Genomic DNA, 25,685 nt, shown 5'->3' on the forward strand with positions numbered 1-25,685 from the left:
GGGTGATGTACGTCACGCCTGTCAAGGAGTCCCCGCGAGCGGACCTCGACCGGGCTAGAAGGTGAGCACCGGCTTCACCGTGGCGCCCGAGACCATGTCGGCGACGGCGGTCTGGATCTCCTCGAAGGGGTAGTGCCGGACCAGCCGCTCCAGCGGCAGCCGCCCGTCGGCGACCAGTCGCGCGAGCGCCGGGATGAGTGTGCGCGTCTCGGCATCACCGAGGGTCAGCCCGACGACCCGTTTGCCGGCCAGCATCGCGTTGACGTCGATCCCGACCTCGGTGCCGAACGGAGGCGCCCCGACGATGACCGCGGTGCCGCGGGAGGCCAGGGCGTCGATGCCGTGGCGGAGCACGCCCGGGTTGCCGGTGGTCTCCACGACACCGTCGGCGCCGCCGGTCAGCTCGGTGAGCGCCGCGGTCAGGTCGCCGGCCTGGCCGGCGTCGACGACGTCGGTCGCACCCAGCTCATGCGCCAGCTCGAGGCGCTCGGCCACCCGGTCCACCGCGATGATCCGGGTGGCCGGCGTCAGCCGCGCGGCCATGACCGCCGACAGGCCGACCGCTCCCGCGCCGAGGACGACCACCGAGGAGCCGGGACGCGGAGCGAGCACGTTCCAGACCGCACCGACCCCGGTCTGCACGCCGCAGCCGAGCGGTGCGAGCAGGGACAGGTCGACCTCCGGCCCGACGCGTACGGCGCTGCGCTCGTCGACGACCGCGAGCCGCGAGAAGGAGGACTGCCCGAAGAAGTGGCCCCCGATCGGCTCGCCCTTCCTCAGCACCGGCGAGGTACCGTCCATGCGGCCGCCGCCGATGAGGTTGGCAGGAAGCCAGACGTCGCAGTAGGCCGGATGGCCGTCGCGGCACTGGGCGCAGCTCCCGCAGGAGCTGAACGACAGCAGCACCTGGTCGCCGGGTACGACGCTGCGTACTTCGGATCCGACCTCCTCGATCACACCGGCGCCCTCGTGGCCGAGAACGCCCGGGAGCGGGAAGGGCAACCCACCGCTCGCCACGCCGAGGTCGGTGTGGCAGAGCCCGGCGGCGACCATCCGCACCAGGATCTCGTCGGGACGGAGCGCGTCGAGCTCGACGTCTCCGATGGTGAACGGGGCGCCGGCGGACTCGACCACCGCTGCCTGGGTCGCGGTGCTCATGACTCCTCCTGAGGGGTGGGCGGAAGAGAGATGACGACGGATCGGGTCTTCGTGTAGGCCTCGAGCGACTCGGGGCCGTACTCGCGGCCGAAGCCGGACTGCTTGACACCGCCGAACGGCACCGCGGGGTCGAGCATGGCCCAGTCGTTGACCCAGACGATGCCGGCGTCGAGCCTGCCCGCGACCCGGTGCGCACGGGTGAGGTCCCGGGTGTGCAGCCCGGCGGCCAGACCGTACGCCGTGGAGTTGGCGAGCGCCACGGCCTCGTCCTCGTCCGCGAACGGCTGCACCGTGAGAACCGGCCCGAAGACCTCCTCGTTGACGACGCGTGAGTCCGCGGGCAGCCCGGTGATCACCGTCGGTGCGTAGTAGAACCCGTCGGCGAGGTCACCTCCGAGCTCGGGACGCACCCCACCGGTGACGATCTGACCGCCCTCCTGGCTGGCCAGGGCGACGTACTCCTCGACCTTCTTGCGGTGCTGGTCGCCCGCCATCGGGCCGATGACCGTCGCCGGGTCGCGCGGATCGCCGAGGGGTACCCCGGGGACGGCGTGCCGGAGGATGTCGACCACCGTGTCGTGGATCTCCGCGGCGACGAGCAGCCGCGGTCCGGCCATGCAGAACTGACCGGTGTTGAACACGAAGGCCTTGATGACGGCGCCCACGGCGATCTCGATGTCGGCGTCGGCGAACACCAGGTGGGCACCGTTACCGCCGAGCTCCATGGTGACCGGCTTCAGGTGCTCGCCCGCGACACTTGCCGCCCGTCGCCCCACGGCCGTCGACCCGGTGAACGCGATCTTGTCTACTCCGGGGTGGCGCAGCAAGGCGTCGCCGGCCTCCGGACCGGTCCCGGTCACGACGTTGAGTACGCCGTCAGGCATCCCGGCATCGGAAAGGAGCCGTGCCATGAACAGCGCACTGAGCGGGGTGTCGTCGGCCGGCTTGTGCACGACGGTGTTGCCGGCCGCGAGGGCAGCCGCGATCTTCGTGCTGGACAGGATCAGCGGGAAGTTGAACGGGGTGATGGCTCCGACCACGCCCAGGGGCTCACGCCGGGTATAGGCGAGGGCCGGGATGGGCGTGTCCCGAACGGACCCGTCGAGTGTCTGCGCCAGCGCTGAGCAGTACTCGTACTGCTGGGCCGCGGTCTCGACGTCGACGTGTCGGGCCAGGGTCACAGGCTTCCCGACGTCTCGGCTCTCGACCTCGACCAGCTCGTCGGCCCGCTCGCGGATCAGGTCGGCGACACGGTGCAGGATGCGGGCGCGGTCGCGGCCGCTCATCCGTGGCCACGGCCCGGTGTCGAAGGCCTCCCGGGCGGCGGTTACCGCGGCAGCGACGTCGGCGGCGTCGCCCGCAGGCACGCTCGTCAGCACCTTGCCCGTGCTCGGATCGGTGACGTCCATCCGGCGGCCGCTCACCGACTCGGCCGACCGGCCGCCGATGAAGAGCTGCTGTTCCTCGTAGATGGCAGGCATATCAGTGTCCCTTCCCGCGGTACTTCGCCGGCCAGACGCCGGACTTGCCAGGTGCGATCACGCCGTTCGGGTCGAGCGCATCCTTGATGGACTCGTGGAACTTCAGGAGAGCGCCGCCGTTCCAGTCGAAGGTGGCCATCACGTCGTCCATGAGGGCGTTGTGGGTGCGGTACTCGCCGTAGCCCTCTGCGGCCGCCTCCTTGATCAGCAGCCGGGTCAGGTCGAGCGTCTCCTGGCGCGCCTCGGCGTCGTGGGTGTCATAGAGGAACAGGCAGATGTGGTGCATCTCCCGCAGCCCGATGATGAACTGCGCTGCGTAGTCCTTGACGTACTCGTCGGCGCGGGCCTTGACCATCGCCGCCTGGCGCATCGCGTCCTTGCCCTCGGGGGCCGAGACCGGCGAGAAGCCGATGTGACCGCCGTGCGGGACGAAGTCGAGGACCGCGAGCTCGTCGAGGCTCGGCCGGCCGTTGTTGATCTTGTGCCGGTCGTGGAGCACGTGGGCGCCACGGTCGGCGGGGTCGTTGCGGTCCTCGTTGGTGAAGAATCGCGCGCCGGGGATCTGGAGGAAGGCCTCCTTGATCATGCCGAGATACATCTCGACCATCGGCGGCGGACCGTAGACGGTGCCGTAGAAGTTCCAGTAGCCGAGGTCGAGCTCGGACTTCATCCGCTCGATCGCCTCGGCGGGCAGCGGCCCGTCGCCGTCGTACCACTCGCTTCGCTTCGAGACGGCGGCCGCATCCAGGATGATGTTGCGGATGACCGGCACGTTCTGGATCGGAGCCATGTTGATCCGTAGCGGGAGCATGGTGTCGACGATCTGCTCGAGGTCCGACTCGTTCTCGAACGTGATCAGGTAGGTCGCCGAGGCCGGCGGGCGCTGCATCAGCGCGATGCCCATCTTGGTGACGATGCCGAGGTTGCTCTGGGTGAACAGCCCGTCGGGGAAGGGCCCGAAGCCGTACGGGAACAGCTGCCAGGTGTTGCTGTCCGGCACGGCTCCCATCCCGGTGCGCATCACCTCACCCTGCGGGAGAACGACCTCGAGACCGGTCTGCCACATCAGGTGGTCGCCGTACGGCGTGTAGCCGACGCCCCGGTCGAGGGTGTTCCCCACGACGCTGCCCCAGCCGAGGTCGGGGCAGTCCAGCATCAGGCTCGGGGCGTGGTCCTCGAGGTGCTCGTAGAGATCGAAGTACGTCACCCCCGGCTCGACCAGGGCGTAGCCGTACTTCTCGTTGACCTCCAGGATCTTGTTCATCCGGGCGCCGGTGTTCACCACGACCGCCCCGGCCAGCCGCGGCGAGGCACCGCCGTAGCCGTTGTTCTTGCCGGTCGAGATCGGCATCAGCGGGATGCCGATCTCGTTCGCGATCCGGACGATCGCCTGGACCTGCTCGACGTCAGCCGGGGAGACGACGGCCGAGGGGGCCTGGCCGAAGCCTTCGCCGACCGGGTACGGGTCGGCGTATTTCGTGAGCTCGGCGGGATCGGAGATCACCCATTCCTCCCCCACGGCCGACGCGAAGGCGTCGAGTGCGCGGGCGAAGTCCCGTTCGGAGACGTCGGGTGGCAGTGTGCGGGACATCAAGTCCTCCTGGTCGGTGTGACGACTGTCACTCCGACGCTAGAGAGGCCCACGTCCCGCCGAAATGCGGAAGGCGAACGGTTCTGTTCGCTACGCGAACCGCCGGTTCAGAGCTTTCGGCGCAGGGTCTGGGAGGGACTCTCGCCGTACGCCTCCCGGTACTGCGCCGCGAACCTGCCGAGGCTGAAGAAGCCCCAGCCCGAGGCGACGGTGGCCACAGTCGTGGAGTCGGCGTCGCTCGCGAGGAGCGTGTCCCGGACCCGTCCCAGACGAACCTGCCGTAGGAACCTGCTGGGAGTGGTCTCGAGATGCCGCGCGAACCCCTGCTGGAGCGCGCGCACGCAGAGTCCGGCGTGATCCGCGACGTCGTTGACGCCGATCGGTTCGGCGGCGTGCTCCTCGATGTAGACGACCGCTGCGCGGATGACCGCGGGGCCACCGGCAGCCGTCGGGCGCCGCAGTTCCTCGGCGTAGTTGTGGTCGTGGGCGTAGAGCAGACCGGTGATGACGCTCTGGGCGAGCGAGGTGGCGAACGGGGACGCGTCGAAGACCGAGCCGTCCACCGCCGACCCGTTCCCGCCCGCATGGCCGTCGTGCACCTGGTCGAGGAGGATGCGGACCAGCTGCCACAACTCCCGGCCGGGCCCGTGGTCCAGCGCCATGCTCGGAGCCATCTCGAGCGGTTCTCGCAGCGGATGGCCCAGGAGACGCTCGAGAGTGTCCTCGACGGCGAACCGGTCCATCTTCACCGCCAAGACGTCCTCACCCCCACCCCAACCCTCCAGGACGGTCGGCCGGTGCGGGCTGTGCACGGCCGCCATGACCGGGGTCGCGGTGACCCTGTCCTGACCGTAGGCGGTGCGGATCGCGCCCATGGTCGGGACGTTGACCTGATAGCCGTCGCCGAGCGGCCCGGTGTCGATCCGCACCGTGGAATCGTAGGAGAGCGTGCCGACCTTGAGGGGGCCGAAGGTGCGTACGTTCAGGTGCACGCAGAACGGGTCACCGCGGTGGGTGACGCTCACGTCGTGAGGATAGAAGACCTCTCCGCCGAGCGAACGCGCCTCATCGATGTCGGTGAGGTCCGCGGAGATGGTGCTCGAGTTCGACATCGTGTCCTCCTGGTGGTCAGGATCCCAGTCCGAGCAGCCGGATCGCGTTCTCCTTCAGCAGCAGCGGCCGGACTTCGTCCTTGATCTCCAGCTTCTCCAGGTCGCCGAACCAACGATCCGGGGTGATCACCGGGAAGTCCGAGCCGAACAGCACCTTACGCCGCAACGGGCCGTTGAGCTGCTTGACCAGCTGGGGCGGGAAGTACTTCGGCGACCAGCCGGACAGGTCGATGTGCACGTTGGCCTTGTGGGTCGCGATCGAGATCTGCACATCGACCCAGGGGACGGCGGGGTGCGCCATCACGATCTGCAGCTCCGGGAAGTCGGCGGCGACGTCGTCGAGGAGCAGCGGGTCGGAGTAGCGCAGCCTGATCCCGCGTCCGCCGGGAAGACCGGCACCGATCCCGGTCTGGCCGGTGTGGAAGAGCGCCACGACGCCGAGCTCCGCCAGCGTCGCCCACAGCGGCCGGAAGTCGGGGTCGGCCGGGGAGAAGGCCTGCAGGCCAGGATGGAACTTGAAGCCGCGTACGCCGTAGTCCTCGGCGAGACGGCGGGCCTGCTTCACAGCGGCCTCGCCCTTGCGGGGGTCGACGGAGCCGAACGGGATCAGTACGTCGGCGTGCTCGGTCGCGCGCTCGGCGATCTCCTCGCTCGACAGCGGCGGATGGTCGAGGCCGGTCGAGGCGTCGACGGTGAAGATCACCGCTGCCATGTCGCGCTCGCGGTAGTAGGCGGCGAGGTCGTCGACGGTCGGGGTGCGTGGGTGGTCGCCGCGGAAGTAGGCCGCCGAGGCGTCCATCAGCTCCTGGTCGAGCGAGAAGTGACCGTGGTGGTCGGCCTCGACGTGGGTGTGCATGTCGAGGGCTCGGATCGAGGCGGTGTCGATGCGGGGCTCGTAGCGGGTCATCGGGTGGTTCCTTCCGGGGTGCCGTACAGCTCGCGGACCCGGGACTTCAGCAGCTTCCCGGAGGCGTTGTGCGGGATTTCGTCGACGAAGACGACGGCCTTGGGGATCTTGTAGCGGGCGAGCCGTCCGTCGAGGTGTTTCAGCAGGTCGGACTCGGTGAGGGCGGAGTCGGGGCGGCGTACGACGACGGCGCGGCCGACCTCGCCCCAGCGCTCGTCGGGGACGCCGATGACGGCGGCCTCGGCGACGTCGGGATGGGTGTAGAGCGCCTGCTCGACCTCTGCCGGATAGACGTTCTCGCCGCCGCTGATGAACATGTCCTTCACCCGGTCGACGACATAGAGGAAGCCGTCGTCGTCGAGCATCGCGACATCACCCGTACGCAGCCAGGGCCCGTCGAAGGCAGCCTCCGTCGCAGCTCCGTTGTGCCAGTAGCCGGGAGTCACGTTGGGGCCGCTGACGTGCACCTCACCGGCCTGGCCGGGAGCCGCTGCCTCGTTGCCGGGCGCCACGACGCGTACGTCGGTGAAGAAGCAGGGGGTGCCGGCCGAGCCGAGCTTGTCGAGTCCGTCGCCGGCGCGCAGCATGGTCGTCCCCGGGGAGGCCTCGGTCAGGCCATAGCCCTGGATGATGTGCAGTCCGCGGCTCTGCCAGGTGTCGAGCAGCGTGCGCGGGATCGGCGCACCACCGCTCAGGGCCGAGCGGAGGCTGTCGAGGTCGGCGGTCGCCCAGGTCGGCTCCTGGGCGAGCGCCTGGTACATCGAGGTGACGCCGAAGAGCAGGGTGACCCGCTCCCGCTCGATGGTGGCGATCGCTGCGGCCGGGTCGAAGCGGGCCGCGATGAGGGACGTACCGCCCTTGAGGAAGGTCGGCAGCAGCACCTGGTTGAGCGCGGCGGTGTGGAACAGCGGGGCGGTGACCAGGGCGATCTCGTCGGAGCGTACGTCGACGTCGACGAGCAGGTTGAAGGCGTTCCAGGCGATGTTTCCGTGGGTCAGCATCACGCCCTTGGGGCGGCCGCTGGTGCCGGAGGTGTACTGGATCATGAAGATGTCGTCGAGGCCGACCTCGACGTCGATCCGCTCGGCCCGCTCCCCCGCCGGCTCGACGGCCAGGGCGTCCAGCCCGTGCCCGCCGGCAGCGGTGAACCGGTGGCTCGGCAGGCCGAGGTCCGCGACCGCCTCGGCGGAGACCGCCTCGTCGAAGTCGTCGGCATGGATCAGCAGGGCGGGCTCGGCGTCGGTGAGGATCCAGGCCAGCTCGGGCGGCGCGAGCCGGGTGTTGAGCGGCAGGAAGACCGCTCCCAGCCGCGCGGTGGCGAAGAGCGTCACCGCGAGCTCGATCGAGTTCAGACCGAGGAAGGCGACCCGGTCGCCGGCCGCGACGCCGCGGGCACGCAGCCCGCGGGCGACCGCCTCGACGAGGCGGTCGACCTCGGCGTACGTGACCACCGCGTCGTCCTGCACGAACGCCCGCGCGCCAGGGGTCATCCGGGCCCGGCGGGCGGGCCACGATCCGATGCCGCTGTCCAACATGTCGATCCTCGTTCGTCTCGTGGGCTCGGGTGTCATCTGAGCCCGAGGTCGGTCTTGATCTCCAGCAGTCGCCGCAGCGCCTGGTCGCGGCGTGCGACCAGGTCCTCGGCGGAGGTTCCGTCGAGCTCCTCGTCGACCCCGTCGACCAGCTTGTCGATCAGGCCGGCGGTGAGCTCGGGGTGACCCAGGTCGTCCCACCAGTCGACCATGGGCGGGCCGAGGTGCTCGAGCACATGGCCCAGCCCGCCAGGACCGCCGGAGAGGTGCTGGGTCGCGAAGGGTCCGAGCAGCGACCAGCGCAGCCCCGGGCCGTCGGCGATCGCGGTGTCGATGTCGGCGACGGAGACGATGCCGTGGTCGACGAGGTGGTAGGCCTCGCGCCACAGCGCCGCCTGGAGCCGGTTGGCCACGTGGCCGGGGACCTCGCGGCGGATGTGGATGGGACGTTTGCCCAGGTGGCGCAGGGTATCCAGAGCCGCCTCGACGGCCTCGGGCTTCGTCGCCGCACCGCCGACGACCTCCACCAGCGGCACCAGGTGCGGCGGGTTGAACGGGTGGGCGACCAGCACCCGCTCCGGGTGCCGCGTGCAGGCGTCCTGGAAGGTGCTGGGCATCAGCCCTGAGGAGCTGCTGGTCAGCAGCACATCCGCCGGTGCCGCCTCGTCGAGCGCGGCGAAGATCTCGCGCTTGACGTCGAGGCGCTCGGGTCCGCTCTCGAGCACCAGGTCGGCGTCACGTCCGACCTCGGCGAGGCCGCCCGCGAACCGCAGCGACCCCTCCGGGACCTGGGCGCGCAAGCGCTCCTCGGCGCCCTCGGCCGGGTCCCAGGCGACCACGTCGAGCCCGTGCTCGAGCCCGAGCACCACCCAGCTGACGCCGATCGCGCCGGTGCCGACGACCCCGAGCGTACGAACGTTCTCACCGCTCCTCATGCGTCCACCTTCCGCAGAGCGCCGGACCTGGCCAGCGCGATGAACGGGTCGAGCGACGCCGGGTTCGCGAGCGCGTCCCGGCTGGCCACGTCCTCCATGCGGACCCCCTGCAGGATGCGCTTGGCCGGCAGCTCGAGCTTCTTGCCGGTGAGGTTGCGCGGCACCGCCGGCACCTCGATCACCTGGTCGGGGATGTGCCGCGGGGAGAGCGCGGAGCGCAGCGCACCGACCAGGCGGGAACGGAGGGCGTCGTCGAGACGGGTGCCTCCGTCGGTCACCACGAAGAGCAGCAGCTCACCGTTGCCGCCGTCGGGGTCCTCGAGATGGACGACGAGCGAGTCGGCGACACCGTCCACCTCCTCGGCGACGCGGTAGAACTCGGCGGTGCCGAGGCGTACGCCACCGCGGTTGAGGGTGGCGTCGGAGCGGCCGGCGACGTGGCAGCTGCCGTTGTCGTGGAAGAGGATCCAGTCGCCGTGGCGCCAGACACCGGGGTAGTGGTCGAAGTAGGCCTCGCGGTAGCGGGAACCGTCCGAGTCGCCCCAGAAGCCGACCGGCATCGAGGGCATCGGCGAGGTGATGACCAGCTCGCCGAGGGTGCCGGTGACCTGGCGGCCGGACTCGTCGTAGGCGTGGGCGTCGACGCCAAGGCAGCGGCCGGAGATCTCGCCGGCGTAGACCGGGAGCAGCGGGTTGTTCTGCACGATGCCGGAGCAGACGTCGGTGCCGCCGCTGCCGACGTTGATCTGGGCGTCGGGAAGTTGGTCGGACAACCAGGCGTAGCCCTCGGGCGGGAGCGGCGCGCCGGCCGAGCCGAGGACACGAATCCGCAGGTCACCGAGGTTCTTGAGCTCGACGCCCTCCTTGCGGCAGGCCATCACGAAGCCCGGGCTGGCACCCATGATCGTCGCCCCGGTCTCGACCGCGAGCCGCCACTGCCAGGTCAGGTCGGGGTGCATCGGGTTGCCGTCGACCATGACGATCGAGGAGCGCACCAGCAGCGAGGAGACCAGGGCGTTCCACATCATCCAGGCGGTCGTGGAGAACCAGAGCATCCGGTCCTGCGGCCCCATGTCCCACGAGAGCGCGTGGTTCTTGAGGTGCTCGAGCAGGATGCCGCCGTGGCCGTGGACGATCGCCTTGGGCCGGCCGGTCGTGCCGGAGGAGAAGAGCACCACCAGCGGGTGGTCGAAGGGCACCGGCTCGAAGGCGAGCTCGGCGTCGTCCTCCGCGTCGAGCAGGGAGGTCCAGGAGAGGGTGTCATCGACCCGGTGTGCCCCGTACTCCACGTCGATCACCTGTCGTACCGACGGCAGCTCGGCCCGGATCTCGGCCACCTGGGAACGCCGGTCGATGTCCTTGGCGCCGTAGCGGTAGCCGCCGGCGACCAGCAGCACCACCGGCTCGATCTGGGCGAAGCGGTCGATCACGCTGCGCGGCCCGAACTCGCTGGCGCAGCTCGCCCAGGTCGCGCCGAGACTCGCGGTGGCGAGGTAGGCGACCAGGGCCTCGGGGATGTTGGGGAGGTAGCCGGCGACGCGGTCGCCGCGGCGTACGCCCAGCTTCTCGAGCGCCGCCCGCGCCCGGGCCACCTGATCGCGCAGGTCAGCGAAGGTCAGCTCGACGTTGTCACGCGTCTGAGACCGGCCGAGCACCGCGACCCGGTCGAGGTCCTCGGCGGTGCCGACCGCGTGCTCGGCGTAGTTGAGCATCGCGCCCGGGAACCAGCGCGCGCCGGGCATCTCGCGCGAGGCCAGCACGGTGTCGTACGCAGCGTGCGCCCGCACCCCGAAGAACTCCCACACCGCCGACCAGAAGCCGTCGAGGTCGGTCACCGACCAGCGCCACAGCTCCTCATGAGTCGTCATCTCGACAGCGCGCTCGCGGGCGAGCCAGGCCAGGAACTCACCGACCCGGGAGGTCTCGAGGATGTCCGCGGGCGGGGACCAGACGATGTCGCCCTGCTCGATGCTCACTGGTCCGTCACCTTCTTGCCGCGGCCGGCGAGGAAGTCCTGCATCCGGCCCTTGGCGTCGTCGGTCCCCTGCGCGATCGCGGCCATCAGCGACTCCATCAGGAAGCCGTCCCGGGGGTTGGCCTCGGCGATGCGCGGCAGCGCCTGCACGACGGCGAAGTTGGTCTGGGGCGCGTTCTGCGCGATCCGCCCGGCCAGCTCGAGGGCGGTCTTGCGGCCCAGTCCATCGGCCACGGCGTACTGGCTCAGGCCCAGCGCCAGCCCTTCCTGCGCGTCGTAGCGACGGCCGGTCAGCATCATGTCGGCCATCCGCGGGACGCCGATGAGCCGCGGCACACGGACCGAGGCGCCGCCGCCGACGAAGAGCCCGCGCTGCCCCTCGGGGAGCGCGTAGAAGGTCGACTCCTCCGCGACCCGGACGTGCGCGGCGGCGGCGAGCTCCAGCCCGCCGCCGACCACGGCGCCCTTCAGCGCCGCCACGACCGGCACCGGCCCGAACTCGATCTTCTCGAAGACCCGGTGCCACATCCGGGAGTGGGTGACCCCGGCGAGGGTGTCGCGCTCGGTCATCTCGGCCAGGTCGAGCCCCGCGCAGAAGTGGTCGCCGTCCGCGTCGATGACGACGGCACGTACGTCCGGCTCGAGGCCGTCGAAGAACCGCTCGATCCCGAGCACCGCCTCGTCGCTGAGCGCGTTCCGCTTCGCCGGGCGGGCGAGGGTCAGCACCGCGACGTCGTCGATGCGCTCCGCTCGCAGGGCATCGGGCAGGGGGGTTCCGAGCATGATGAACTCCTCGTGATTGACAGGAATCCTGATAATCTCAGAAGTAGTCGCCTCCCGCAAGCGCCGCGATGCTTGAATGACCGCATGACCGACGCACCCCTGCTGCTCTACGTCGTCAAGCAGCTCGAGCTCGCCACGCGGGCCCGCCTCGACGCCGTGCTGAAGGAATCAGGGGTCACCGCCCTGCAGTACACCGCGCTCTCCGTGCTCGAGCGCCGCCCCACGATGAGCGCCGCCGACCTCGCCCGCGCCTCGTTCGTACGCGCCCAGTCGGCCGCCGACCTCATCGGCGCCCTCGAGCGCCGCGGCCTCATCGAGCGCCGCACCGACCCCGACAACCGGCGCCGCATGCTGATCAGCCTCACCGCCGAGGGCCGCGACTTCCTCGACGCCTACGACCCGCGCGTCGAGGAGCTCGAGGAGCAGATGCTCGCCGACCTCGGCCCGGACGACCGCAAGGCCTTCCGTACGTTCCTCGACACCGCCCGTCGAGCCCTCTCCTGACGACCCGGCGCGTCAGTCCCGAAACCCGCCGCCGACCCGGCGCGTCAGTCCCGCGAAGAGCCGCCGAGTCGGCGCGTCTGTCCCGCCCGTGATCGAGGCGCGGGTCAGATGCGCCGACTCGGGCCTCGGATCTGGGACAGACGCGCCGACTCGGCACTCTGAGCTGGGACAGATGCGCCGACTCGGCGTCGAGTGACTTCAGCTCAGGGCGATCTCGTTCGGCTGCTCGTCGAGCTCGACAGAGGCGGTGATCTCACCCGAGGTGAGGTCGACGGCGTGGACCGTGTTGGTGGCGGGCTCGGTGACGTACGCGATGTCGCCGTTCACCTTGATCGCCGGGTGCGGGTCCTGCCACTCGACCGGGCCCTCCCAGGGCTTCACGACCGGGTACTCGTCGGTGATCGTGCCGGTCGCGGGGTCGAGGACATGGATGGAGCCGTCGGTGGCGAGGATGTAGGCCAGGTCCTCGGGGCCGCGCGCGACGTCGCGGAAGGTGTACTCGACGCCCTCGGGGAGCGCCACCGTCCTCAGGGTGCTCTTCTCGGTGTCGATCAGCGTGACCATGTCGAGCAGGTAGCCCTCGGCATCGGGGTCGGTCTTGTAGTCGCCGACGATGAGGGGGCTGGTCTCGGAGACGTACGCGTTGCCCATCCGGCCGAACTCGTCGGGCGCCTGGAGCTTCTCGAACGCACCGTCGCGGTAGAGCAGGGCGCCGTCCTCGCAGCCGAAGACGACCGCCTCGTCGGCCGCGGTGCCCTCGCCGTGGATGCCGGGGCACGTGTCGTTGGCGGCGACCTGCTCGAAGCCGTCGCCCTTCGGTTCGAGGGCGATCGCTCCCGAACGGCTCTCCTCGGTGCCCACCGTGGTCAGCAGGGTGCCGTCCTCGAGCACGATCGAGACGCCGTGGTGGGCCTCGGGGGCGGTCCAGGTCGTGGTCTCCGGGAGCTCGCCGGCGTCCCCCAGGGCGGCGGTGTCGAAGATGGTCGTCTCGCCGCTGCCGTCGGCGTAGAGGACCGTCGTGTCGGCGTGGTGGACGACGTGGCCGCCGGTGTCGGCCTCGAAGACCAGGTCGGTCAGCTCGGGCGTCCGGGTGTCGAGCACCTGGAAGCCCTTGCTGGTGGTGACGGCGAGGTTGCGACCGTCACCGATCGGGTTGAGACGTACGAACTCCTCGGTCTCGAACTCGTCGACGACCTCGAGGGTCTTGCCGTCGAGGACGGCGATCCCGTTGGCGTACGACACCGCGAGACGGCTGCCCTCGTCCGCATTCGCCTTCGTCGACTCCTCGCCTTCGGCGGTGGAGCCGCACGCCGAGAGCGCCAGCGACATGCCGGCCACCGCCGTGACGGCTCGGAGGGCACGGTTCTGTGGGGTGTGCATGGTGTGCCTTTCAATCGGTGGGCCCGGGTGAGAGCCCGCTGGTGATGCGCTCGGTGTTGGCGCGCATCATGGAGAGATAGGTGTCGGCGCCCTGGTCCTTCTCGGTCAGGGACTCGGTGAACAGCTCGCTGACCTCGACATCGACGCCCGCCTCGTCGGCGAGCACCTGGATGAGGCGGTCGGGCTGGGAGGACTCGGCGAAGATCGTCGGTACGTCCGCCTGCTCGATCGCCGCGGTCAGGTCGCGCAGGTCCGCAGCACTGGGTGCGGCCAGGGTCGTCCCGCCGGGGATCACCGCGCCGACGACGCGGAAACCGAACCGGTCCGCCAGGTAGCCGAAGATGTGGTGGTTGGTGACCAGGCTGCGGTGCTGCTCCGGGATGCTCCCGAACGAGTCGGCCATCTCCCGGTCGAGCTCCTCGAGCTCGGTCCGGTACGCAGCCGCCGCCTGCTCCACGGCGGTCTCGTCGATCCCGTCGATGTCCTTGGCCGCCTCCCCGAGGCCGTCGACCACGTCGCGCATCCGCGCCGGATCGGTCCAGAAGTGCGGGTCCGGGGCGCCTTCGGCTTCGCCGTCGGAGTAGTCGAGGACGTCGATCTGCTCCCCCGCGACGTACGTCTCGACGCCGGCCTCAGCCGCCTGGTCGAGATGGCGCTGGAGCCCCTCCTCGAGGCCGAGCCCGTTCGAGACGATCAGGTCGGCGTCACGCATCGTCGCGGCCTCGCGGGCCGAGATCTCGAAGGAGTGCGGGTCGGCGTTCGGCCGCATCAGCGTGGTGACCCGGGCGGCGTCGCCGACCGTGTTCGCGACGACGTCGCCGAGGATGTTGGTGGTCACCACGATGTGCGGGCGGTCGTCGCCGGCGCCTGCCCCGGCACAGCCGGTGAGCGTCATCGCGACGGCCACGACGCCGATCAGGCGCCTCATCGGCCCGTCTCCGTGAAGAACACCGGGGCGGTGGGCGTCTCGAGGGTCCGCGCGATCCGTGCCGTGTCGGCGTAGTCGATCTCGTGGACGACGCCCTCGGCCGGCACGTTCAGGTAGGCCCGCTCCTGGTCGACGACCAGGTCGACTCCCGTGGCGTCACTCAGGTCCACGAGCGGATCGGTCTTGGCGAGCTGCTTGCCGTCCTCGGCGGCGTAGACGCGGACCCGGCCGGTGGTGTCGAGCGCGAGGACGTGTCCGTCCTCGTCGTCGGCAGCGACCACCTCGCGCAGCGGTACCCCCGCGTCGAGGTGGCTCCAGCTCCGCTCGCGGGTGTCGAGGAGCCAGATCCCGGTCTTCCCGGAGAGCGCCGCGACGGTCGGGCGGCTCTTGCGACCGTCGAACGCCAAGGCCCGCGAAGCCGAGATGCCCGATGGATAGCCGATCCGCTCGAAGCCGGGCTCACCGTCGGACTCGGTGGCCAGGACCGCGCCATCGGCGCAGCCGACGACGACACCGACCCTGGTGGTGATCGTGCCGCTCGCCCGAGCGCAGGGCACCTGCTCGCCGACTATGTCCCCATCGGCGTCGTGATAGCGCAGCCCGGTGACCTCACCGCCATCGGCGACCGTCACCAGGGCTCCGTCGCCGAACGGCGCGACCAGCCCCGCGTGCGGCTCGACGTCGAGCCGGAAGAGCTCGCGCACCTCACCGTCGGCGAGGGCCTCGTTGTCGAGCAGGACCGCCTCGCCGCTCCCCGCGAAGAAGACCCCGGTCGAGCCGGCGGTCGACAGCGGACCGGTCGCGACCGTCGCCTTACCCTCTCCCTCGACCGTGCCGAGCAGCTTCGGCTCGCCCCGGTAGTAGTGGAAGTGGTCGCCGTGGTCCCAGGTCCACATGCCGCTGTCGACGATCTCGACGCCGTCGGCGGTGGTCGCGAACAGGTAGCGGCCGTCGCTGTCGACGGCGCTGGGCGCTCCGATCGTCCCGACCTTCGCCGAGCTGCCCTCGATGAGATCGAGCTGGCCGACCGCGCCCTCGGCGTCGATCGTGGTCAGGTGCAACTGCGGCTCGGCGACCTCCTGGGCACCCTCGACGGCGCCGTGGTCCTTCCCGGAGCCGGCGTCGGCGTCGTCAGCGGGGGCGGCGTTGCTGCCGCATCCCGTGGTGACGGCCAGCGTCAGCCCTGTGACGATGCCGGCGAGTGTCCTGCGGTGCATGGCGTCCTTTCGGAGGTGGGGGACAGACGTCGAAGGAGACCGAGGCCGCTGCGGAGCAGTCCGGAGACGACCGCGGTGAGGATCGCCGCGCAGGCGATCGACGCACCGGCGGCGGTGCCCGCGTACCAGGACGCGGTCAGGCCGATGAGGACCGCGACGGCACCGATGGCGGCGGCGCACGCCATGGTCGTGGGGATCCGCGTGGTCCACCGGCCGGCGGCCACGGCCGGTGCGAGGAGCAGCGCGATCACGAGCAGCGAGCCGACCGCCTGGTAGGACGCGACCACGGCGAGGGTCACCAGACCGACGAGCATGACCTGCGCCAGCTGCGGATGCAGGCCCGACGTACGGGCGATGCGGGGGTCGAAGGCCGAGGCGACGAACGCCCGGTGGAACCCGCCGGCGACGGCGACGGTGACCGCCAGGGCGATCGCGAGGACGGTGATGTCGTCGGGCCCGATGGCGAGTACGTCGCCGAACAGCATCGCCGTCGCGTCCGTCGCGAAGCTGCGCGAGTGGGAGATGATGATGACGCCGAGCGAGAGCATCGCCACGAACAGCAGCCCGATGCTGGTGTCGTACGTCATCCGGCCACGGCGCTGGAGCGCTCCGATCGTCGCGCTCATCACGATGGCGCTCGCCGCCCCGCCGAGCATGACGGGCGCGCCGAGGACCGTCGCGAGGGCGACGCCGGGCAGCATGCCGTGCCCGATCGCCTCGCCCAGGAACGCCATTCCCCGGATCACGACCCAGGTGCCGACGACCCCACAGATGGCCGCCACCAGCACCCCGCCGGCCAACGCCTGCAGCATGAAGTCGGTCCGGAACGGCTCGATGATCGATGACACGGAGCGGGACTCTAACCATTAATGAGAATGATTACCAATTGATATAGTGGTGCAGGTGCTCCCCCACGACCAGACCGCCTCGGCGCTCCTGTCCGCCCACGACCTCTGCTTCGGCTACGACAGCAACGACGTGATCCACCAGGTCAGCGTGGACTTCTCGCCCGGCACGGTCACCGCCGTCGCCGGGCCGAACGGGTCGGGAAAGTCGACCTTCGTCGAGCTTCTCGCCGGCGTACACAACCCTCGACGCGGCGCGATCACTCGTTACGGAAAGCTCGCCCTGGTCGTCCAGCGCCCCTCGACCCCGGACACGCTGCCGGTGACCGTTCGCGACGTCGTCGCGATCGGGACCTGGCGCCGCCGGAGCCGCCGGGGCCGGCGTGCCGACCGGCAGCAGGCGATCGCCGAGGCGATCGACCGGGTCGGCCTCAACGGCCTCGAGCAGCGTACGTTCGGCGAGCTCTCCGGCGGACAGCGCCAGCGTGCGCTACTGGCTCAGGGCATCGTCCAGCAGACGGAGATCCTGCTCCTGGACGAACCCGCCGCGGGGCTCGACGCCGCCAGCCGGCAGCGCACCCGCGAGATCCTCGCCGAGGAGGCCGCGCGCGGTGCCACGATCGTGTGCGTCACCCATGACGAGGAGAGCATCGCCGCCGCCGACCACGTCCTCCGGTTCGAGTCGGGTCGCATCGCCGGCCGATGAGGGCGCCGCACCGATCACGTTGAACGTCGCCACGCCGGCCACGATGAGCGCCAGGGCGACGGCGAGCCCGAGACCGATCCGCTCACCGAAGATCGGGACCGCGACAACCGCGGTCAGCACCGGGCTCACCGCGCCACCCACCGAGGCGCGGCTGCTGCCGAGCGCCTTGACCGAGAAGGCGTAGCAGAGCGTCGACATCAGGCCGGTCCCGATGCCCTGGAGAGCGGTGAGCGCGACCACGTCACCGGCCTCGGCGGTCCCCGCGAGCAGGTGAGACGGCATCGCACCGGAGACCGCCAGGACGAGCGTGGCCAGGCTCGAGACCGTGCAGATCGTCAGCACCATCTGCAGGAGCGTCAGGCTCGTACGCTGCAGACCCGACGTGAACACGGCCCAGGCGAACCCGCCGACGAGGAGCAGGCCCACCCCGCCGAGCGAGGCGCCGCCGCCGACCAGGAACCCGCTCACCGCGACCCCCGCCGTGATCAGCCCCAGCGCCGCCAACCGCCGGGGCGGGATCGAGGTCCGGCCGTGGGCCATCGCCAGCAGCGTGACGAACAGCGGCACCGTGCCCGGGACCAGCATCCCGGTGAGCGCAGCACTGGTCAGCCGGGCGCCGAACGCGAAGACGAGGAAGTGCGGGAGCCCACCGACGAGCAGCAGGGCGAGCACCTGCGGCCGCTCGCGGCGTACGGCTCGGAGCGTGCTCGGCAGCAGCGGGGCCAGCAGGACGACCGGGGTCACGAACCGGAGGAACGCGGCATCGGCGACGGTCAGGCTCGACCCGCCGATGCCGCGCGTGCTCAGCGCGAACGACGACCAGAGAACGACCGTCATCCCCAGTGCAGCCCACCCGGCCAGCACTGGCGTGCCGCTCTCCTGTCGCATCCCCATGGCGCGCCACGATAGGGAAAACCGAGGCGCATATGATTGCCGGATCTGCCACCCTCATGTCGATGAGTGGCAGAATCTGCCACCATGCGCGCCCTCGACGAGACCGACAAGCACATCCTCTGGGAGCTCCAGCAGAACGGCCGCCTGACCAACCAGGAGCTCGCCGACCGCGTCGGCCTCTCCCCCTCGCCGTGCCTGCGCCGCGTACGAGCCCTGGAGGAGGCCGGCGTGATCAGCGGCTACCGCGCCGTCATCGACCCGCACGCCGTCGGCATGAACATCACCGCCTTCGTGCGCATCAAGATGGCCACCCACACCAACGCCGCCGTCGAGGCCGTCGAGGAGCACCTGCGTGCCATCCCCGACATCACCGAGGCGTACGTCCTGGCCGGCGACCACGACTACCTGCTCAAGATCGTCACGCCGTCCTTCGAGACCTACGAGCAGTTCCTGCGCGACAACCTCCGCACCATGCCGGCCCTGGCCTCGATCGAGACCACGTTCGCCTTCGGCAACACCAAGGAGAGCGCCCCGCTGCCGCTGGGATGACCGCCCGCGGTCAGGAACTGGCTTCGCGGCCGGCCGGGGTGTCGACGTAGAACCGCTCGAAGGCTCGCGCGGCGGCGTCGATCTGGGCTGCCATGCCGCGCAGGCCGCCGCGTCCGACCGCGCGCTTGGTCTCGCTCTCGAACAGCGCGCGCTCGTAGGCGGGAAGCATCCCGACCAGCCGCTGCCGAGCAGGCCTTCCCGACCCCAGAGGCCGGATGAAGACCTCGACCAGGTCGTCCATCCAGTCCAGCTCGAACTCGACCAGGCAGTGCGGCATCGCCAGCCGGACCTCGGTGCGACCGACGCGGTCCACCTGCGTGTAGGTCGTCGGCGCGAAGCGGGACGCCACCGCCTCGGCGACCGCCTGGGACCGGCGCCTCAGAATGTCATTCCCCGTGCTCGACATCGCGCCTCCGCCCGAACGTGACCAGTGGTCATATGACCAGCGGTCACAGACTAGGGGCGCCGCCACAGCACGGTCAAGGGACCCGAGCGGAGCACGCTACGATGCGAGCGTCCAGCCATGAGAGGGGGCGGGTGGCGCCAGTGCCTACGCCGACCTGGGAGCGCCTCCCGGAGGCCAAACGCGATGCCGTGCGCCGCGCCGCCGAGGAGGAGTTCGGCGTCCGGGGCTACAACGCGGCCAGCCTCAACACGATCTGTCGAGAGGCCGGGATCTCCAAGGGCAGTCTCTTCCAGTACTTCCCCGACAAGTCCGATCTCTTCGTCCATCTGATCGCCCGGGCCAGCCACGACATCCGGGTGGCGATGGAGGCGGCGAGCGTCGACCTCCCGTGGATGACCGACTACATCGGCTCGGTCAACCTGCTCATGGATGCCTGGATCGACTACTTCTACGACCAGCCACGCCACCGGCAGATGCTGGTCTCGGCCAACCTCGAGCACAACCCGAGCGCGCTCGCCGCCGTCCGTGAGGCCGTCTACGTCGACTACCTCGAGGTCATCGGCGGCATGATCGATCTCGGCATCGCCATCGGCGCTCTTCGCGAGGACACCGACCGCGACGCGCTCGTCGCCGCCATCATCATGCTGCTTCCGCACATCGCCCTCGGCCCCCACGTACGCGGCCTGGACCCGCTCCTCGGACTCGCCGGCTCCGACCGCACCCACGCCATGTCCGTCGGTCGTCGGCTGATCCAGGTGCTGATGGGCCAGTACGTCACTCAGTCGGTGCCGAAGGAACCGTGACGCCCGGCTCCGCCGGCGAACCGGGTCGCGCCGGCAACCGTGTCGGTGGTGACCGAGACGACGCCGTGGCGGTATTCCGCGGCCAGGGCGTCCTGCTCGCCGAGCCCCTCCTGCTCCAGCACGGAGAGCCGGTCGTGCCGCATGCAGGTCTGCGGGAAGGCGGCGAGCTGACGGGCCAGGTCCTGCGCCGCCGCGATCGCCTGACCGGGTGGGACGACGCGGTTCGCCAGCCCCATCCGTAGCGCCTCCTCGGCGCCGACGGGGCGGCCGGTGAGGATCAGGTCCATGGCGTTGCTGGTGCCGATCAGCCGTGGCAGCCGGACGGTGCCACCGTCGATGAGGGGTACGCCCCAGCGCCGGCAGAACACACCGAAGACGGCGTCCTCCTCCACCACTCGCAGGTCGGCCCAGATCGCCAGCTCCAGGCCGCCGGCGACGGCATGGCCGGCGACGGCGGCGATGACGGGCTTGCCCAGGCGCATCCGGGTCGGACCCATCGGGCCGTGCCCGTCGGGCTCGAACCGGTTGGGGTCACCGCCCGCGACCGCCTTCAGGTCGGCGCCGGCGCAGAAGGTGCCGCCCTCGCCGTGCAGCACCGCGACGGCGGCCTCGGGATCGGCGTCGAACTCCTCGAACGCGGCGACCAGGGCTTCCGCCGTCGCTCGGTCGACGGCGTTGCGTACGTCGGGGCGGTTGATCGCGATCGTCGTGACCGGACCGTCCTTGGTGACCTCGACCGTCATGCCGGGAGCGCCCGCTCGAGGATCGCGTCGAGGTCGCCGCGCGGGGACAGCGTGCCGAACGCGCCGCCCCAGTCCCGGCCGAGGCGCGAGGAGCAGAACGCGTCGGCGACGGCTGCCGGTGCGTGCCGGAGGAGCTGCGAGCCCTGGAAGACCAGAGCCAGCTGCTCGACGATCCGCCGGGCCCGGAGCTCGAGGTCGTCGAAGGAGGTGAACTCCTTCTTCAGCCGGTCCAGCGCGGCGTCGTAGCGGGCGTCGGCACCGGCGGCGAGCTCGGCCTCCGCGAGGAACGCGTCGAGGGTGTGCGGCTCCTTCGCGAGCGCTCGCAGGGCGTCGAGCGCGGCCACGTTGCCCGATCCCTCCCAGATCGAGAGCAGCGGCATCTCGCGGTAGATCCGCGCGATGTCGAAGTCCTCGATGTAGCCGTTGCCGCCCAGGCACTCCAGGGCTTCGTTGACCATGAAGGGCGCCCGCTTGCAGACGTAGTACTTGGTGACGGCGAGGGCGATCCGGCGCAGCGCGGCCTCGCTTTCGTCTCCGCGGATCGCCCGGTCGTTGGCGCCCGCCAGCCGCAGCATCGCGGTCGTCGCCGCCTCGGACTCGACCTGCAGGTCGGCCAGGACGTTGCGCATCGCCGGCTGGTCGATCAGCAGCTTGCCGAACGCCGAGCGGTGGCTGGCGTGGTGCGCCGCCATGGTCAGCGCGGTGCGCATGCCGGCCGAGGAGCCGATCACGCAGTCGAGGCGGGTCATGTTGACCATCTCGACGATCGTGCGCACCCCGCGACCCTCCTCGCCGACGAGCCAGCCGGTCGCCGCGTCGTACTCGATCTCGGAGGAGGCGTTGGACTTGTTGCCGAGCTTGTCCTTGAGCCGCATGAACCGCATCGCGTTGCGCTCGCCGCCAGGCAGGACGCGCGGGACCAGGAAGCAGGAGACGCCGGCCTCGGTCTGGGCCAGGGTGAGAAAGAGGTCACTCATCGGAGCGCTGGTGAACCACTTGTGACCGCGCAGGACGTACGTCCCGTCCGACTGCGCGGTCGCGGCCGTCGTGTTCGCGCGAACGTCGGAGCCGCCCTGCTTCTCCGTCATCGACATCCCGGCGATGAGACCGCGCTTGGTCTCGGGGTCACGCAGCCCGAAGTCGTACTCCCGGTTGGTCAGCAGCGGCTCGAACCTCGTCGCCAGCTCCGGGTTGGCCCGCAGCGCCGGGACCACGGCGTAGGTCATCGAGATCGGGCAGCCGTGACCGGCGTCGACGTTCCAGGCGTAGAACTTCGCGGCCCGCGCGACGTGGGCGCCGGGGCGGTCCTCGGCCCAGGGTGCCGCGTGCAGACCGTGCTCGACCGCGGTCCGCATGAGCTGGTGGTACGCCGGGACGTACTCGACCTCGTCGACCCGGTGTCCGTAGCGGTCATGGGTGTGCAGACGCGGCGGCACCCGCTCCGCCAGCCGGCCCCACTCCTGCGCCTCGGCGCTGCCGGCGAGGCGGCCCAGCTCGTCGATCTCCGGAAGGGCCCACGCGGCGCCCTCACGCTCGAGGCCTTCGCGCAGGACCGGGTCACCGGCCGTGTTGTGCCCCACCAACGGCGGGACCTGGTTGGTGACCACGTGGGTGGAGTGGGCCTCGTGCGTGCTGGTCATGATCAGGATGTTACATAATTCTCCACAACCGTGTCCATGAATGTTGCATGAGAGGATGCTCGGGTGGCTACCGTGCGCGATGAACTGGCTCCGCTCTCCGCCCGCTCCACCATCCTGAGCCTGATGCTCGGCGCGCACCCGAACCCGCTGACTCCCGCCGACCTCACCCGCGCGGGGCAGTTCTTCGGCATCGCACCAGCGACGGTGCGGGTCGCGGCCGCCCGCGCCGTCAGCGACGGCGACCTGCGCAGGACGGGGGCCGGCTACCGGCTCGGCGAGCGGCTCGTCCAGCGCCAGGCCCATCAGGACGAAGCGGTGCACACGGCGGACAAGCCGTGGGACGGCTCCTGGGAGATGGCCGTCGTCGTCGCCGCCGGCCGCCCCGGCCCCGAGCGCGCCGTACTGCGCGACGCGCTCAAGGCGCACCGGCTCGCCGAGCTTCGCGAGGGGGTCTGGACCCGGCCGGCCAACCTCCAGCGTCCGCGCTTCTCCGACCCGGTGCTGCGTGACTTCACAGCGACGCCGGAGCAGGATCCGGTCGAGCTCGCCGCCTCGTTGTGGGATCTCGGCGGCTGGGCACGCGAAGGCGAGCGTCTGCTCGAGCTCTTGGAAGCTACACCCCAGCCCGCGCTGCGTCTCGCCACGGCCGCCGCGATCGTCCGCCACCTCAGCGAAGACCCGCTCCTCCCCGTCGAGCTCCGCCCGGCGGACTGGCCGGCGGCAGCCCTACGCGAGACCTACAGCGCCTATCAACGTGAGCTGAGCGATCTCGCCGCGCTGCCCCGCTGACCAGGTGTCGGCCCGGCTTCAGAGCATGCCGGTCAGGACTCCTCCGTCGGCACGTAGAGCGGCACCGTTGGTGGCCGAGGAGAGCGGGCTGGCCAGGTAGGTGGCGAGGTGGGCGATCTCGTCGGGCTCGATGAAGCGCCCCAGCAACGAGGTCGTGTTGCCCGCCGCGATGGCACTCTTCAGCTGGTCGGCGGGCATCCCCTGCGCATGGGAGATCTGCGCGACGGCCTCGGCGACGCCGTCGGAGTACGTCGGTCCACCCAGGATCGTGTTCACGGTGACGCCGGTCCCGCGGGTGAGCTTGGCCAGACCGTTGCCCAGGGCGAGCATGCCGGCCTTGGTCACCCCGTAATGGGTCATGTCGGCCGGGACGTTCACGCCGGACTCGCTGCTGACGAAGATGATCCGGCCCCATCCGCCGGCCAGCATCGCGGGCAACGCGTGCCGCGAGAGGCGGACACCGCTCATCAGATTGACATCGAGGTAACGCTGCCAGTCCTCGTCGGAGATCTCCTGGAAGGCACTGACCTCGAAGACGCCGACATTGTTCACCAGGATGTCGACCCGGCCGAGCGACTCCACGAGCGCGCGCACCTCGCCGGGGTCCGCGAAGTCGGCCGGGATCCCACTGACGTCCGCCGACGGTACGTCGCCTCGCAGCCGCTCGACCGCCGCGTCGACGCGCTTCGCGGTGCGCCCGTTGACGACGACAGCCGCCCCCTCCTCGGCCAGCTCTCGCGCGATCGCATAGCCGATGCCCTGCGTCGACCCGCTCACGAAGGCCCTCTTGCCGGTCAGACCCAGGTCCATGATTCCTACCTCTCCGTTGCCGCTTCCGGCATTCAATTCACTTGCTCAAGCAAGTCAAAGGTAGGTCGGATGACTTTCCCGAGCAAGTCAACAACGCAGCGCGGAGGCACCCAGTTCGCGTACGCTGCGGGCATGCCCGACGCCAGCAGACCCGCCACCGCCACCCACCCGGAGCTCACCGGCGACGACCTCGAGACGTGGGCCGCCCTGGCGACGGTGCTGGAGTGGCTGCCGCCGGCCCTCGACGGCCAGCTCCAGCGCGACGCCCAGCTGACCCACTTCGAGTACGGCGTCCTGTACGCCCTGGCCAAGGCACCCGAACGCACGCTCCGGATGAGCGTGCTGGCCGGCTACGCGAACAGCACGCTCTCGCGGCTCTCACGCGCGGCGGTGCGGATGGAGTCCAGGGGATGGTTGCGCCGCACCCCCGACCCCGCCGACGGGCGCTACACGCTGGCCATCCTGACCGAACCCGGGCACGAGAAGGTCCTGCAGGCGACCCCCGGTCACGTGCAGGTCGTCCACCGGCTGGTCCTCGACCGCCTGACGAAGCCCCAGGCCCGGCAGCTGCGCGAGATCAGCCACCGGATCATGCGCGCCATCCGTGACGAGGACGGCTGGGCACCGCCATCACCGCCCGAGCGCTCCGACTGATCCCTCCGGTGCCCCGCCCCGGCATCAAGCAGGGGCGTCGAACTCGATGTGCATGAGCCGGCTGTCGAGCCAGTCGGCGAGCCGGGTCGGGCGAATGGTGCCGGGGTCGTGCTGTTGGTTGAGGTCGTCGACCACCGCCGCGAAGACGGCGTGGCGCTCGGCCGGGTCGGTGACGGGCGTGGCACGCGCGGGCAGGTCGACCCGGAGGCCGTGCTTGAGATGGAAGGTGAAGGCGGGGTCGGCGAGCAGGTTGGCATACCAGCCGGTGGCTCCTCCGCCGGCACCGCTGCACAGGTAGGTGCGGCCGCCGGCGCGGTAGAAGAAGATCTCGATCCGCCTGGGCAGCCCGGTCCGTCGTCCGGTGGTGGTGATGTCGACGATGCGCTCCCGGGTCCCGGCCGCCGGAGTGATCTCGATGGCGCGACGTACCGGATCGGGCAGGAACGAGAGATCGTCGGCGCTCATGCGGCCTCGTGCTTCAGCGCCGGGCCGAGGAGGAGTCCGCCGTCGACGACGTACTCCGACCCCGTGATGAAGGACGCCTCGGACGAGGCGAGGAAGAGCAGCAGGCGAGTGACGTCGGCCGGCTCCCCCAGCCGTGGCACCGCGAACGGGTCCGGCGAGTAGAAGTCGGAGATCGGGGCGTCGCTGCCGGCCGCGGGCTCGGTGATGAAGGGCGTGGCGATCACACCGGGATGGATGGCGTTGACCCGGATGTTGTCGCGACCCAGCTCGAGGGCGGCGGTCCTGGTCAGGCCTCGCACGGCCCACTTGCTGGCGACATAGGGGGCGTAGTGGGCCGTGCCGCCGACGCCGGAGGTGGAAGCGATGTTCACGATCGCGCCCCCGCCCGCACGGCGCAGCGCCGGTGCCGCCGCCTTGATACCCAGGAACGCTCCGGTGAGGTTGATGTCGAGAATGCGGGCCCAGGTGCGCAGGTCCGTGTCCTCGATGACGGCGGGCGGGTTCTGCACCCCGGCGTTGTTGACGAGGACCGCGACCGGACCGAAGGTCTGCTCGGCCGCCGCGATCGCGGCCGCCCAGGAGCTCTCGTCGGTGACGTCGAGGCGTACGAACCGGGCTCGATCATCGAGCTCGGCAGCCAGGGTGGCGCCGCGCTCGGTGTCGATGTCGCCGATCACCACGTTGGCACCCGCGGCGTGGAAGGCGCGCACGTGGCTGGCACCCTGCCCGCCCGTGCCGCCGGTGACCAGGACGGTCTGGTTGTGGAAGGTGGTCATGAGGTTCTCCTCGAGACGAGTCCGATGGTGAGTCGAGTGACTCACCTCGCAACGAGAGTAGGCAGACGACCAATGGTGAGTCAAGCCACTCACCTCGCTACG

At 70.6% G+C, this 25,685-nt stretch carries 25 protein-coding genes and 1 pseudogene; 6 read left to right on the top strand and 20 right to left on the bottom strand.

What is annotated here, in order from left to right; all coding sequences use genetic code 11:
* Positions 1-54: 54 nt before the first annotated feature.
* The 9 genes from ACWZJV_RS12130 to ACWZJV_RS12170 form a co-directional block, all read right to left on the bottom strand.
* A complete protein-coding gene (locus tag ACWZJV_RS12130) occupies positions 55-1,158 on the bottom strand; it encodes an NAD(P)-dependent alcohol dehydrogenase (RefSeq protein ID WP_457181617.1) in 1,104 nt (367 codons plus the stop codon).
* A complete protein-coding gene (locus ACWZJV_RS12135) occupies positions 1,155-2,639 on the bottom strand; it encodes an aldehyde dehydrogenase family protein (RefSeq protein ID WP_457181618.1) in 1,485 nt (494 codons plus the stop codon). The genes ACWZJV_RS12130 and ACWZJV_RS12135 overlap by 4 nt, the downstream gene beginning before the upstream one ends.
* A 1-nt stretch (position 2,640) precedes the next feature.
* Entirely contained in the window at positions 2,641-4,230 is a 1,590-nt protein-coding gene (locus ACWZJV_RS12140) for an FAD-binding oxidoreductase (RefSeq protein WP_457181619.1), read from the bottom strand.
* A gap of 107 nt (positions 4,231-4,337) precedes the next feature.
* Complete coding sequence (locus ACWZJV_RS12145; protein ID WP_457181620.1) at positions 4,338-5,342, bottom strand: AraC family transcriptional regulator; 1,005 nt, start codon at positions 5,340-5,342, stop codon at positions 4,338-4,340.
* 16 nt (positions 5,343-5,358) lie between these two features.
* Positions 5,359-6,249 carry a 4-hydroxyphenyl-beta-ketoacyl-CoA hydrolase gene (gene couO, locus ACWZJV_RS12150; RefSeq protein WP_457181621.1) on the bottom strand — a complete coding sequence of 297 codons (891 nt, stop codon included), beginning with the start codon at positions 6,247-6,249 and terminating at the stop codon, positions 5,359-5,361.
* Entirely contained in the window at positions 6,246-7,784 is a 1,539-nt protein-coding gene (locus ACWZJV_RS12155) for an acyl-CoA synthetase (protein ID WP_457181622.1), read from the bottom strand. The genes couO and ACWZJV_RS12155 overlap by 4 nt, the downstream gene beginning before the upstream one ends.
* 32 nt (positions 7,785-7,816) lie before the next feature.
* A complete protein-coding gene (locus ACWZJV_RS12160; RefSeq protein ID WP_457181623.1) occupies positions 7,817-8,716 on the bottom strand; it encodes a 3-hydroxyacyl-CoA dehydrogenase NAD-binding domain-containing protein in 900 nt (299 codons plus the stop codon).
* Positions 8,713-10,692: an acetoacetate--CoA ligase gene (locus ACWZJV_RS12165; RefSeq protein WP_457181624.1), complete on the bottom strand. Its 1,980-nt coding sequence runs from the start codon at positions 10,690-10,692 to the stop codon at positions 8,713-8,715. Before ACWZJV_RS12165 ends, ACWZJV_RS12160 begins: the two co-directional genes overlap by 4 nt.
* Positions 10,689-11,474: a crotonase/enoyl-CoA hydratase family protein gene (locus tag ACWZJV_RS12170; RefSeq protein WP_457181625.1), complete on the bottom strand. Its 786-nt coding sequence runs from the start codon at positions 11,472-11,474 to the stop codon at positions 10,689-10,691. Before ACWZJV_RS12170 ends, ACWZJV_RS12165 begins: the two co-directional genes overlap by 4 nt.
* Positions 11,475-11,558: 84 nt before the next feature.
* Between ACWZJV_RS12170 and ACWZJV_RS12175 the strand changes: the two genes are divergently transcribed.
* Entirely contained in the window at positions 11,559-11,978 is a 420-nt protein-coding gene (locus ACWZJV_RS12175) for a MarR family winged helix-turn-helix transcriptional regulator (RefSeq protein ID WP_457181626.1), read from the top strand.
* 198 nt (positions 11,979-12,176) lie between these two features.
* Here ACWZJV_RS12175 and aztD read toward each other — a convergent pair whose 3' ends face one another.
* Genes aztD through aztB form a run of 4 tightly spaced genes read right to left on the bottom strand, consistent with a single transcriptional unit; the run spans position 12,177 to position 16,351 of the window.
* Positions 12,177-13,358 carry a zinc metallochaperone AztD gene (aztD, locus tag ACWZJV_RS12180; protein ID WP_457181627.1) on the bottom strand — a complete coding sequence of 394 codons (1,182 nt, stop codon included), beginning with the start codon at positions 13,356-13,358 and terminating at the stop codon, positions 12,177-12,179.
* A gap of 10 nt (positions 13,359-13,368) precedes the next feature.
* On the bottom strand, positions 13,369-14,286 hold the full coding sequence (gene aztC, locus ACWZJV_RS12185) for a zinc ABC transporter substrate-binding protein AztC (RefSeq protein WP_457181628.1): 918 nt from the start codon (positions 14,284-14,286) through the stop codon (positions 13,369-13,371).
* On the bottom strand, positions 14,283-15,503 hold the full coding sequence (locus ACWZJV_RS12190; protein WP_457181629.1) for an ABC transporter: 1,221 nt from the start codon (positions 15,501-15,503) through the stop codon (positions 14,283-14,285). The genes aztC and ACWZJV_RS12190 overlap by 4 nt, the downstream gene beginning before the upstream one ends.
* Positions 15,464-16,351: a zinc ABC transporter permease AztB gene (gene aztB, locus ACWZJV_RS12195; protein WP_457181630.1), complete on the bottom strand. Its 888-nt coding sequence runs from the start codon at positions 16,349-16,351 to the stop codon at positions 15,464-15,466. The genes ACWZJV_RS12190 and aztB overlap by 40 nt, the downstream gene beginning before the upstream one ends.
* A gap of 55 nt (positions 16,352-16,406) precedes the next feature.
* Between aztB and aztA the strand changes: the two genes are divergently transcribed.
* Entirely contained in the window at positions 16,407-17,054 is a 648-nt protein-coding gene (aztA, locus tag ACWZJV_RS12200) for a zinc ABC transporter ATP-binding protein AztA (protein WP_457181631.1), read from the top strand.
* Between the two features lie 36 nt (positions 17,055-17,090).
* Here the strand turns inward: aztA and ACWZJV_RS12205 are convergent.
* Positions 17,091-17,948 (bottom strand): annotated as a pseudogene (locus ACWZJV_RS12205) (EamA family transporter); the annotation flags it as partial.
* An 84-nt stretch (positions 17,949-18,032) separates the two neighbouring features.
* On the opposite strand from ACWZJV_RS12205, the gene ACWZJV_RS12210 reads away from it, so the two are divergent.
* Positions 18,033-18,497: an Lrp/AsnC family transcriptional regulator gene (locus tag ACWZJV_RS12210; protein ID WP_196872492.1), complete on the top strand. Its 465-nt coding sequence runs from the start codon at positions 18,033-18,035 to the stop codon at positions 18,495-18,497.
* A gap of 10 nt (positions 18,498-18,507) precedes the next feature.
* On the opposite strand, the gene ACWZJV_RS12215 is transcribed toward ACWZJV_RS12210, so the two are convergent.
* Complete coding sequence (locus tag ACWZJV_RS12215) at positions 18,508-18,903, bottom strand: hypothetical protein (protein WP_196872491.1); 396 nt, start codon at positions 18,901-18,903, stop codon at positions 18,508-18,510.
* 140 nt (positions 18,904-19,043) lie between these two features.
* Between ACWZJV_RS12215 and ACWZJV_RS12220 the strand changes: the two genes are divergently transcribed.
* On the top strand, positions 19,044-19,706 hold the full coding sequence (locus tag ACWZJV_RS12220) for a TetR/AcrR family transcriptional regulator (RefSeq protein WP_196872490.1): 663 nt from the start codon (positions 19,044-19,046) through the stop codon (positions 19,704-19,706).
* Here the strand turns inward: ACWZJV_RS12220 and ACWZJV_RS12225 are convergent.
* Positions 19,682-20,449 (bottom strand): crotonase/enoyl-CoA hydratase family protein, encoded by a 768-nt coding sequence (locus tag ACWZJV_RS12225; RefSeq protein WP_457181632.1) that lies wholly within the window; start codon positions 20,447-20,449, stop codon positions 19,682-19,684. The two genes, ACWZJV_RS12220 and ACWZJV_RS12225, sit on opposite strands and share 25 nt — an antisense overlap.
* The gene (locus ACWZJV_RS12230; protein ID WP_457181633.1) at positions 20,446-22,089 is read right to left on the bottom strand and encodes an acyl-CoA dehydrogenase family protein; all 1,644 of its coding nucleotides are present in this window, start codon (positions 22,087-22,089) and stop codon (positions 20,446-20,448) included. The genes ACWZJV_RS12225 and ACWZJV_RS12230 overlap by 4 nt, the downstream gene beginning before the upstream one ends.
* 63 nt (positions 22,090-22,152) lie before the next feature.
* Between ACWZJV_RS12230 and ACWZJV_RS12235 the strand changes: the two genes are divergently transcribed.
* On the top strand, positions 22,153-22,878 hold the full coding sequence (locus ACWZJV_RS12235; RefSeq protein WP_457181634.1) for a PaaX family transcriptional regulator C-terminal domain-containing protein: 726 nt from the start codon (positions 22,153-22,155) through the stop codon (positions 22,876-22,878).
* A gap of 18 nt (positions 22,879-22,896) precedes the next feature.
* On the opposite strand, the gene ACWZJV_RS12240 is transcribed toward ACWZJV_RS12235, so the two are convergent.
* On the bottom strand, positions 22,897-23,688 hold the full coding sequence (locus ACWZJV_RS12240) for an SDR family NAD(P)-dependent oxidoreductase (RefSeq protein ID WP_457181635.1): 792 nt from the start codon (positions 23,686-23,688) through the stop codon (positions 22,897-22,899).
* 132 nt (positions 23,689-23,820) lie between these two features.
* On the opposite strand from ACWZJV_RS12240, the gene ACWZJV_RS12245 reads away from it, so the two are divergent.
* On the top strand, positions 23,821-24,342 hold the full coding sequence (locus ACWZJV_RS12245) for a MarR family winged helix-turn-helix transcriptional regulator (RefSeq protein ID WP_457181636.1): 522 nt from the start codon (positions 23,821-23,823) through the stop codon (positions 24,340-24,342).
* Positions 24,343-24,366: 24 nt separating this feature from the next.
* On the opposite strand, the gene ACWZJV_RS12250 is transcribed toward ACWZJV_RS12245, so the two are convergent.
* Together ACWZJV_RS12250 and ACWZJV_RS12255 are read right to left on the bottom strand one after the other, a co-directional pair.
* Positions 24,367-24,807 (bottom strand): nitroreductase/quinone reductase family protein, encoded by a 441-nt coding sequence (locus ACWZJV_RS12250; RefSeq protein WP_457181637.1) that lies wholly within the window; start codon positions 24,805-24,807, stop codon positions 24,367-24,369.
* Positions 24,804-25,583 carry an SDR family NAD(P)-dependent oxidoreductase gene (locus ACWZJV_RS12255; RefSeq protein ID WP_457181638.1) on the bottom strand — a complete coding sequence of 260 codons (780 nt, stop codon included), beginning with the start codon at positions 25,581-25,583 and terminating at the stop codon, positions 24,804-24,806. The genes ACWZJV_RS12250 and ACWZJV_RS12255 overlap by 4 nt, the downstream gene beginning before the upstream one ends.
* Between the last annotated feature and the right edge of the window lie 102 nt (positions 25,584-25,685).

This window comes from Nocardioides sp. WG-D5 (assembly GCF_054031175.1).

What these genes read in the sequence shown, in the direction of transcription:
- ACWZJV_RS12250 (WP_457181637.1), bottom strand. Translation starts at nt 24,807, where the DNA reads ATGAGCGCCGACGATCTCTCGTTCCTGCCCGATCCGGTACGTCGCGCC.
- ACWZJV_RS12160 (WP_457181623.1), bottom strand. Translation starts at nt 8,716, where the DNA reads ATGAGGAGCGGTGAGAACGTTCGTACGCTCGGGGTCGTCGGCACCGGC.
- ACWZJV_RS12145 (WP_457181620.1), bottom strand. Translation starts at nt 5,342, where the DNA reads ATGTCGAACTCGAGCACCATCTCCGCGGACCTCACCGACATCGATGAG.
- aztC (WP_457181628.1), bottom strand. Translation starts at nt 14,286, where the DNA reads ATGAGGCGCCTGATCGGCGTCGTGGCCGTCGCGATGACGCTCACCGGC.
- ACWZJV_RS12140 (WP_457181619.1), bottom strand. Translation starts at nt 4,230, where the DNA reads ATGTCCCGCACACTGCCACCCGACGTCTCCGAACGGGACTTCGCCCGC.
- ACWZJV_RS12135 (WP_457181618.1), bottom strand. Translation starts at nt 2,639, where the DNA reads ATGCCTGCCATCTACGAGGAACAGCAGCTCTTCATCGGCGGCCGGTCG.
- couO (WP_457181621.1), bottom strand. Translation starts at nt 6,249, where the DNA reads ATGACCCGCTACGAGCCCCGCATCGACACCGCCTCGATCCGAGCCCTC.
- ACWZJV_RS12225 (WP_457181632.1), bottom strand. Translation starts at nt 20,449, where the DNA reads ATGACGGTCGAGGTCACCAAGGACGGTCCGGTCACGACGATCGCGATC.
- ACWZJV_RS12210 (WP_196872492.1), top strand. Translation starts at nt 18,033, where the DNA reads ATGCGCGCCCTCGACGAGACCGACAAGCACATCCTCTGGGAGCTCCAG.
- ACWZJV_RS12170 (WP_457181625.1), bottom strand. Translation starts at nt 11,474, where the DNA reads ATGCTCGGAACCCCCCTGCCCGATGCCCTGCGAGCGGAGCGCATCGAC.
- ACWZJV_RS12240 (WP_457181635.1), bottom strand. Translation starts at nt 23,688, where the DNA reads ATGGACCTGGGTCTGACCGGCAAGAGGGCCTTCGTGAGCGGGTCGACG.
- ACWZJV_RS12215 (WP_196872491.1), bottom strand. Translation starts at nt 18,903, where the DNA reads ATGTCGAGCACGGGGAATGACATTCTGAGGCGCCGGTCCCAGGCGGTC.
- aztD (WP_457181627.1), bottom strand. Translation starts at nt 13,358, where the DNA reads ATGCACACCCCACAGAACCGTGCCCTCCGAGCCGTCACGGCGGTGGCC.
- ACWZJV_RS12245 (WP_457181636.1), top strand. Translation starts at nt 23,821, where the DNA reads ATGCCCGACGCCAGCAGACCCGCCACCGCCACCCACCCGGAGCTCACC.
- ACWZJV_RS12230 (WP_457181633.1), bottom strand. Translation starts at nt 22,089, where the DNA reads ATGACCAGCACGCACGAGGCCCACTCCACCCACGTGGTCACCAACCAG.
- ACWZJV_RS12155 (WP_457181622.1), bottom strand. Translation starts at nt 7,784, where the DNA reads ATGTTGGACAGCGGCATCGGATCGTGGCCCGCCCGCCGGGCCCGGATG.
- ACWZJV_RS12130 (WP_457181617.1), bottom strand. Translation starts at nt 1,158, where the DNA reads ATGAGCACCGCGACCCAGGCAGCGGTGGTCGAGTCCGCCGGCGCCCCG.
- ACWZJV_RS12255 (WP_457181638.1), bottom strand. Translation starts at nt 25,583, where the DNA reads ATGACCACCTTCCACAACCAGACCGTCCTGGTCACCGGCGGCACGGGC.
- ACWZJV_RS12190 (WP_457181629.1), bottom strand. Translation starts at nt 15,503, where the DNA reads ATGCACCGCAGGACACTCGCCGGCATCGTCACAGGGCTGACGCTGGCC.
- ACWZJV_RS12175 (WP_457181626.1), top strand. Translation starts at nt 11,559, where the DNA reads ATGACCGACGCACCCCTGCTGCTCTACGTCGTCAAGCAGCTCGAGCTC.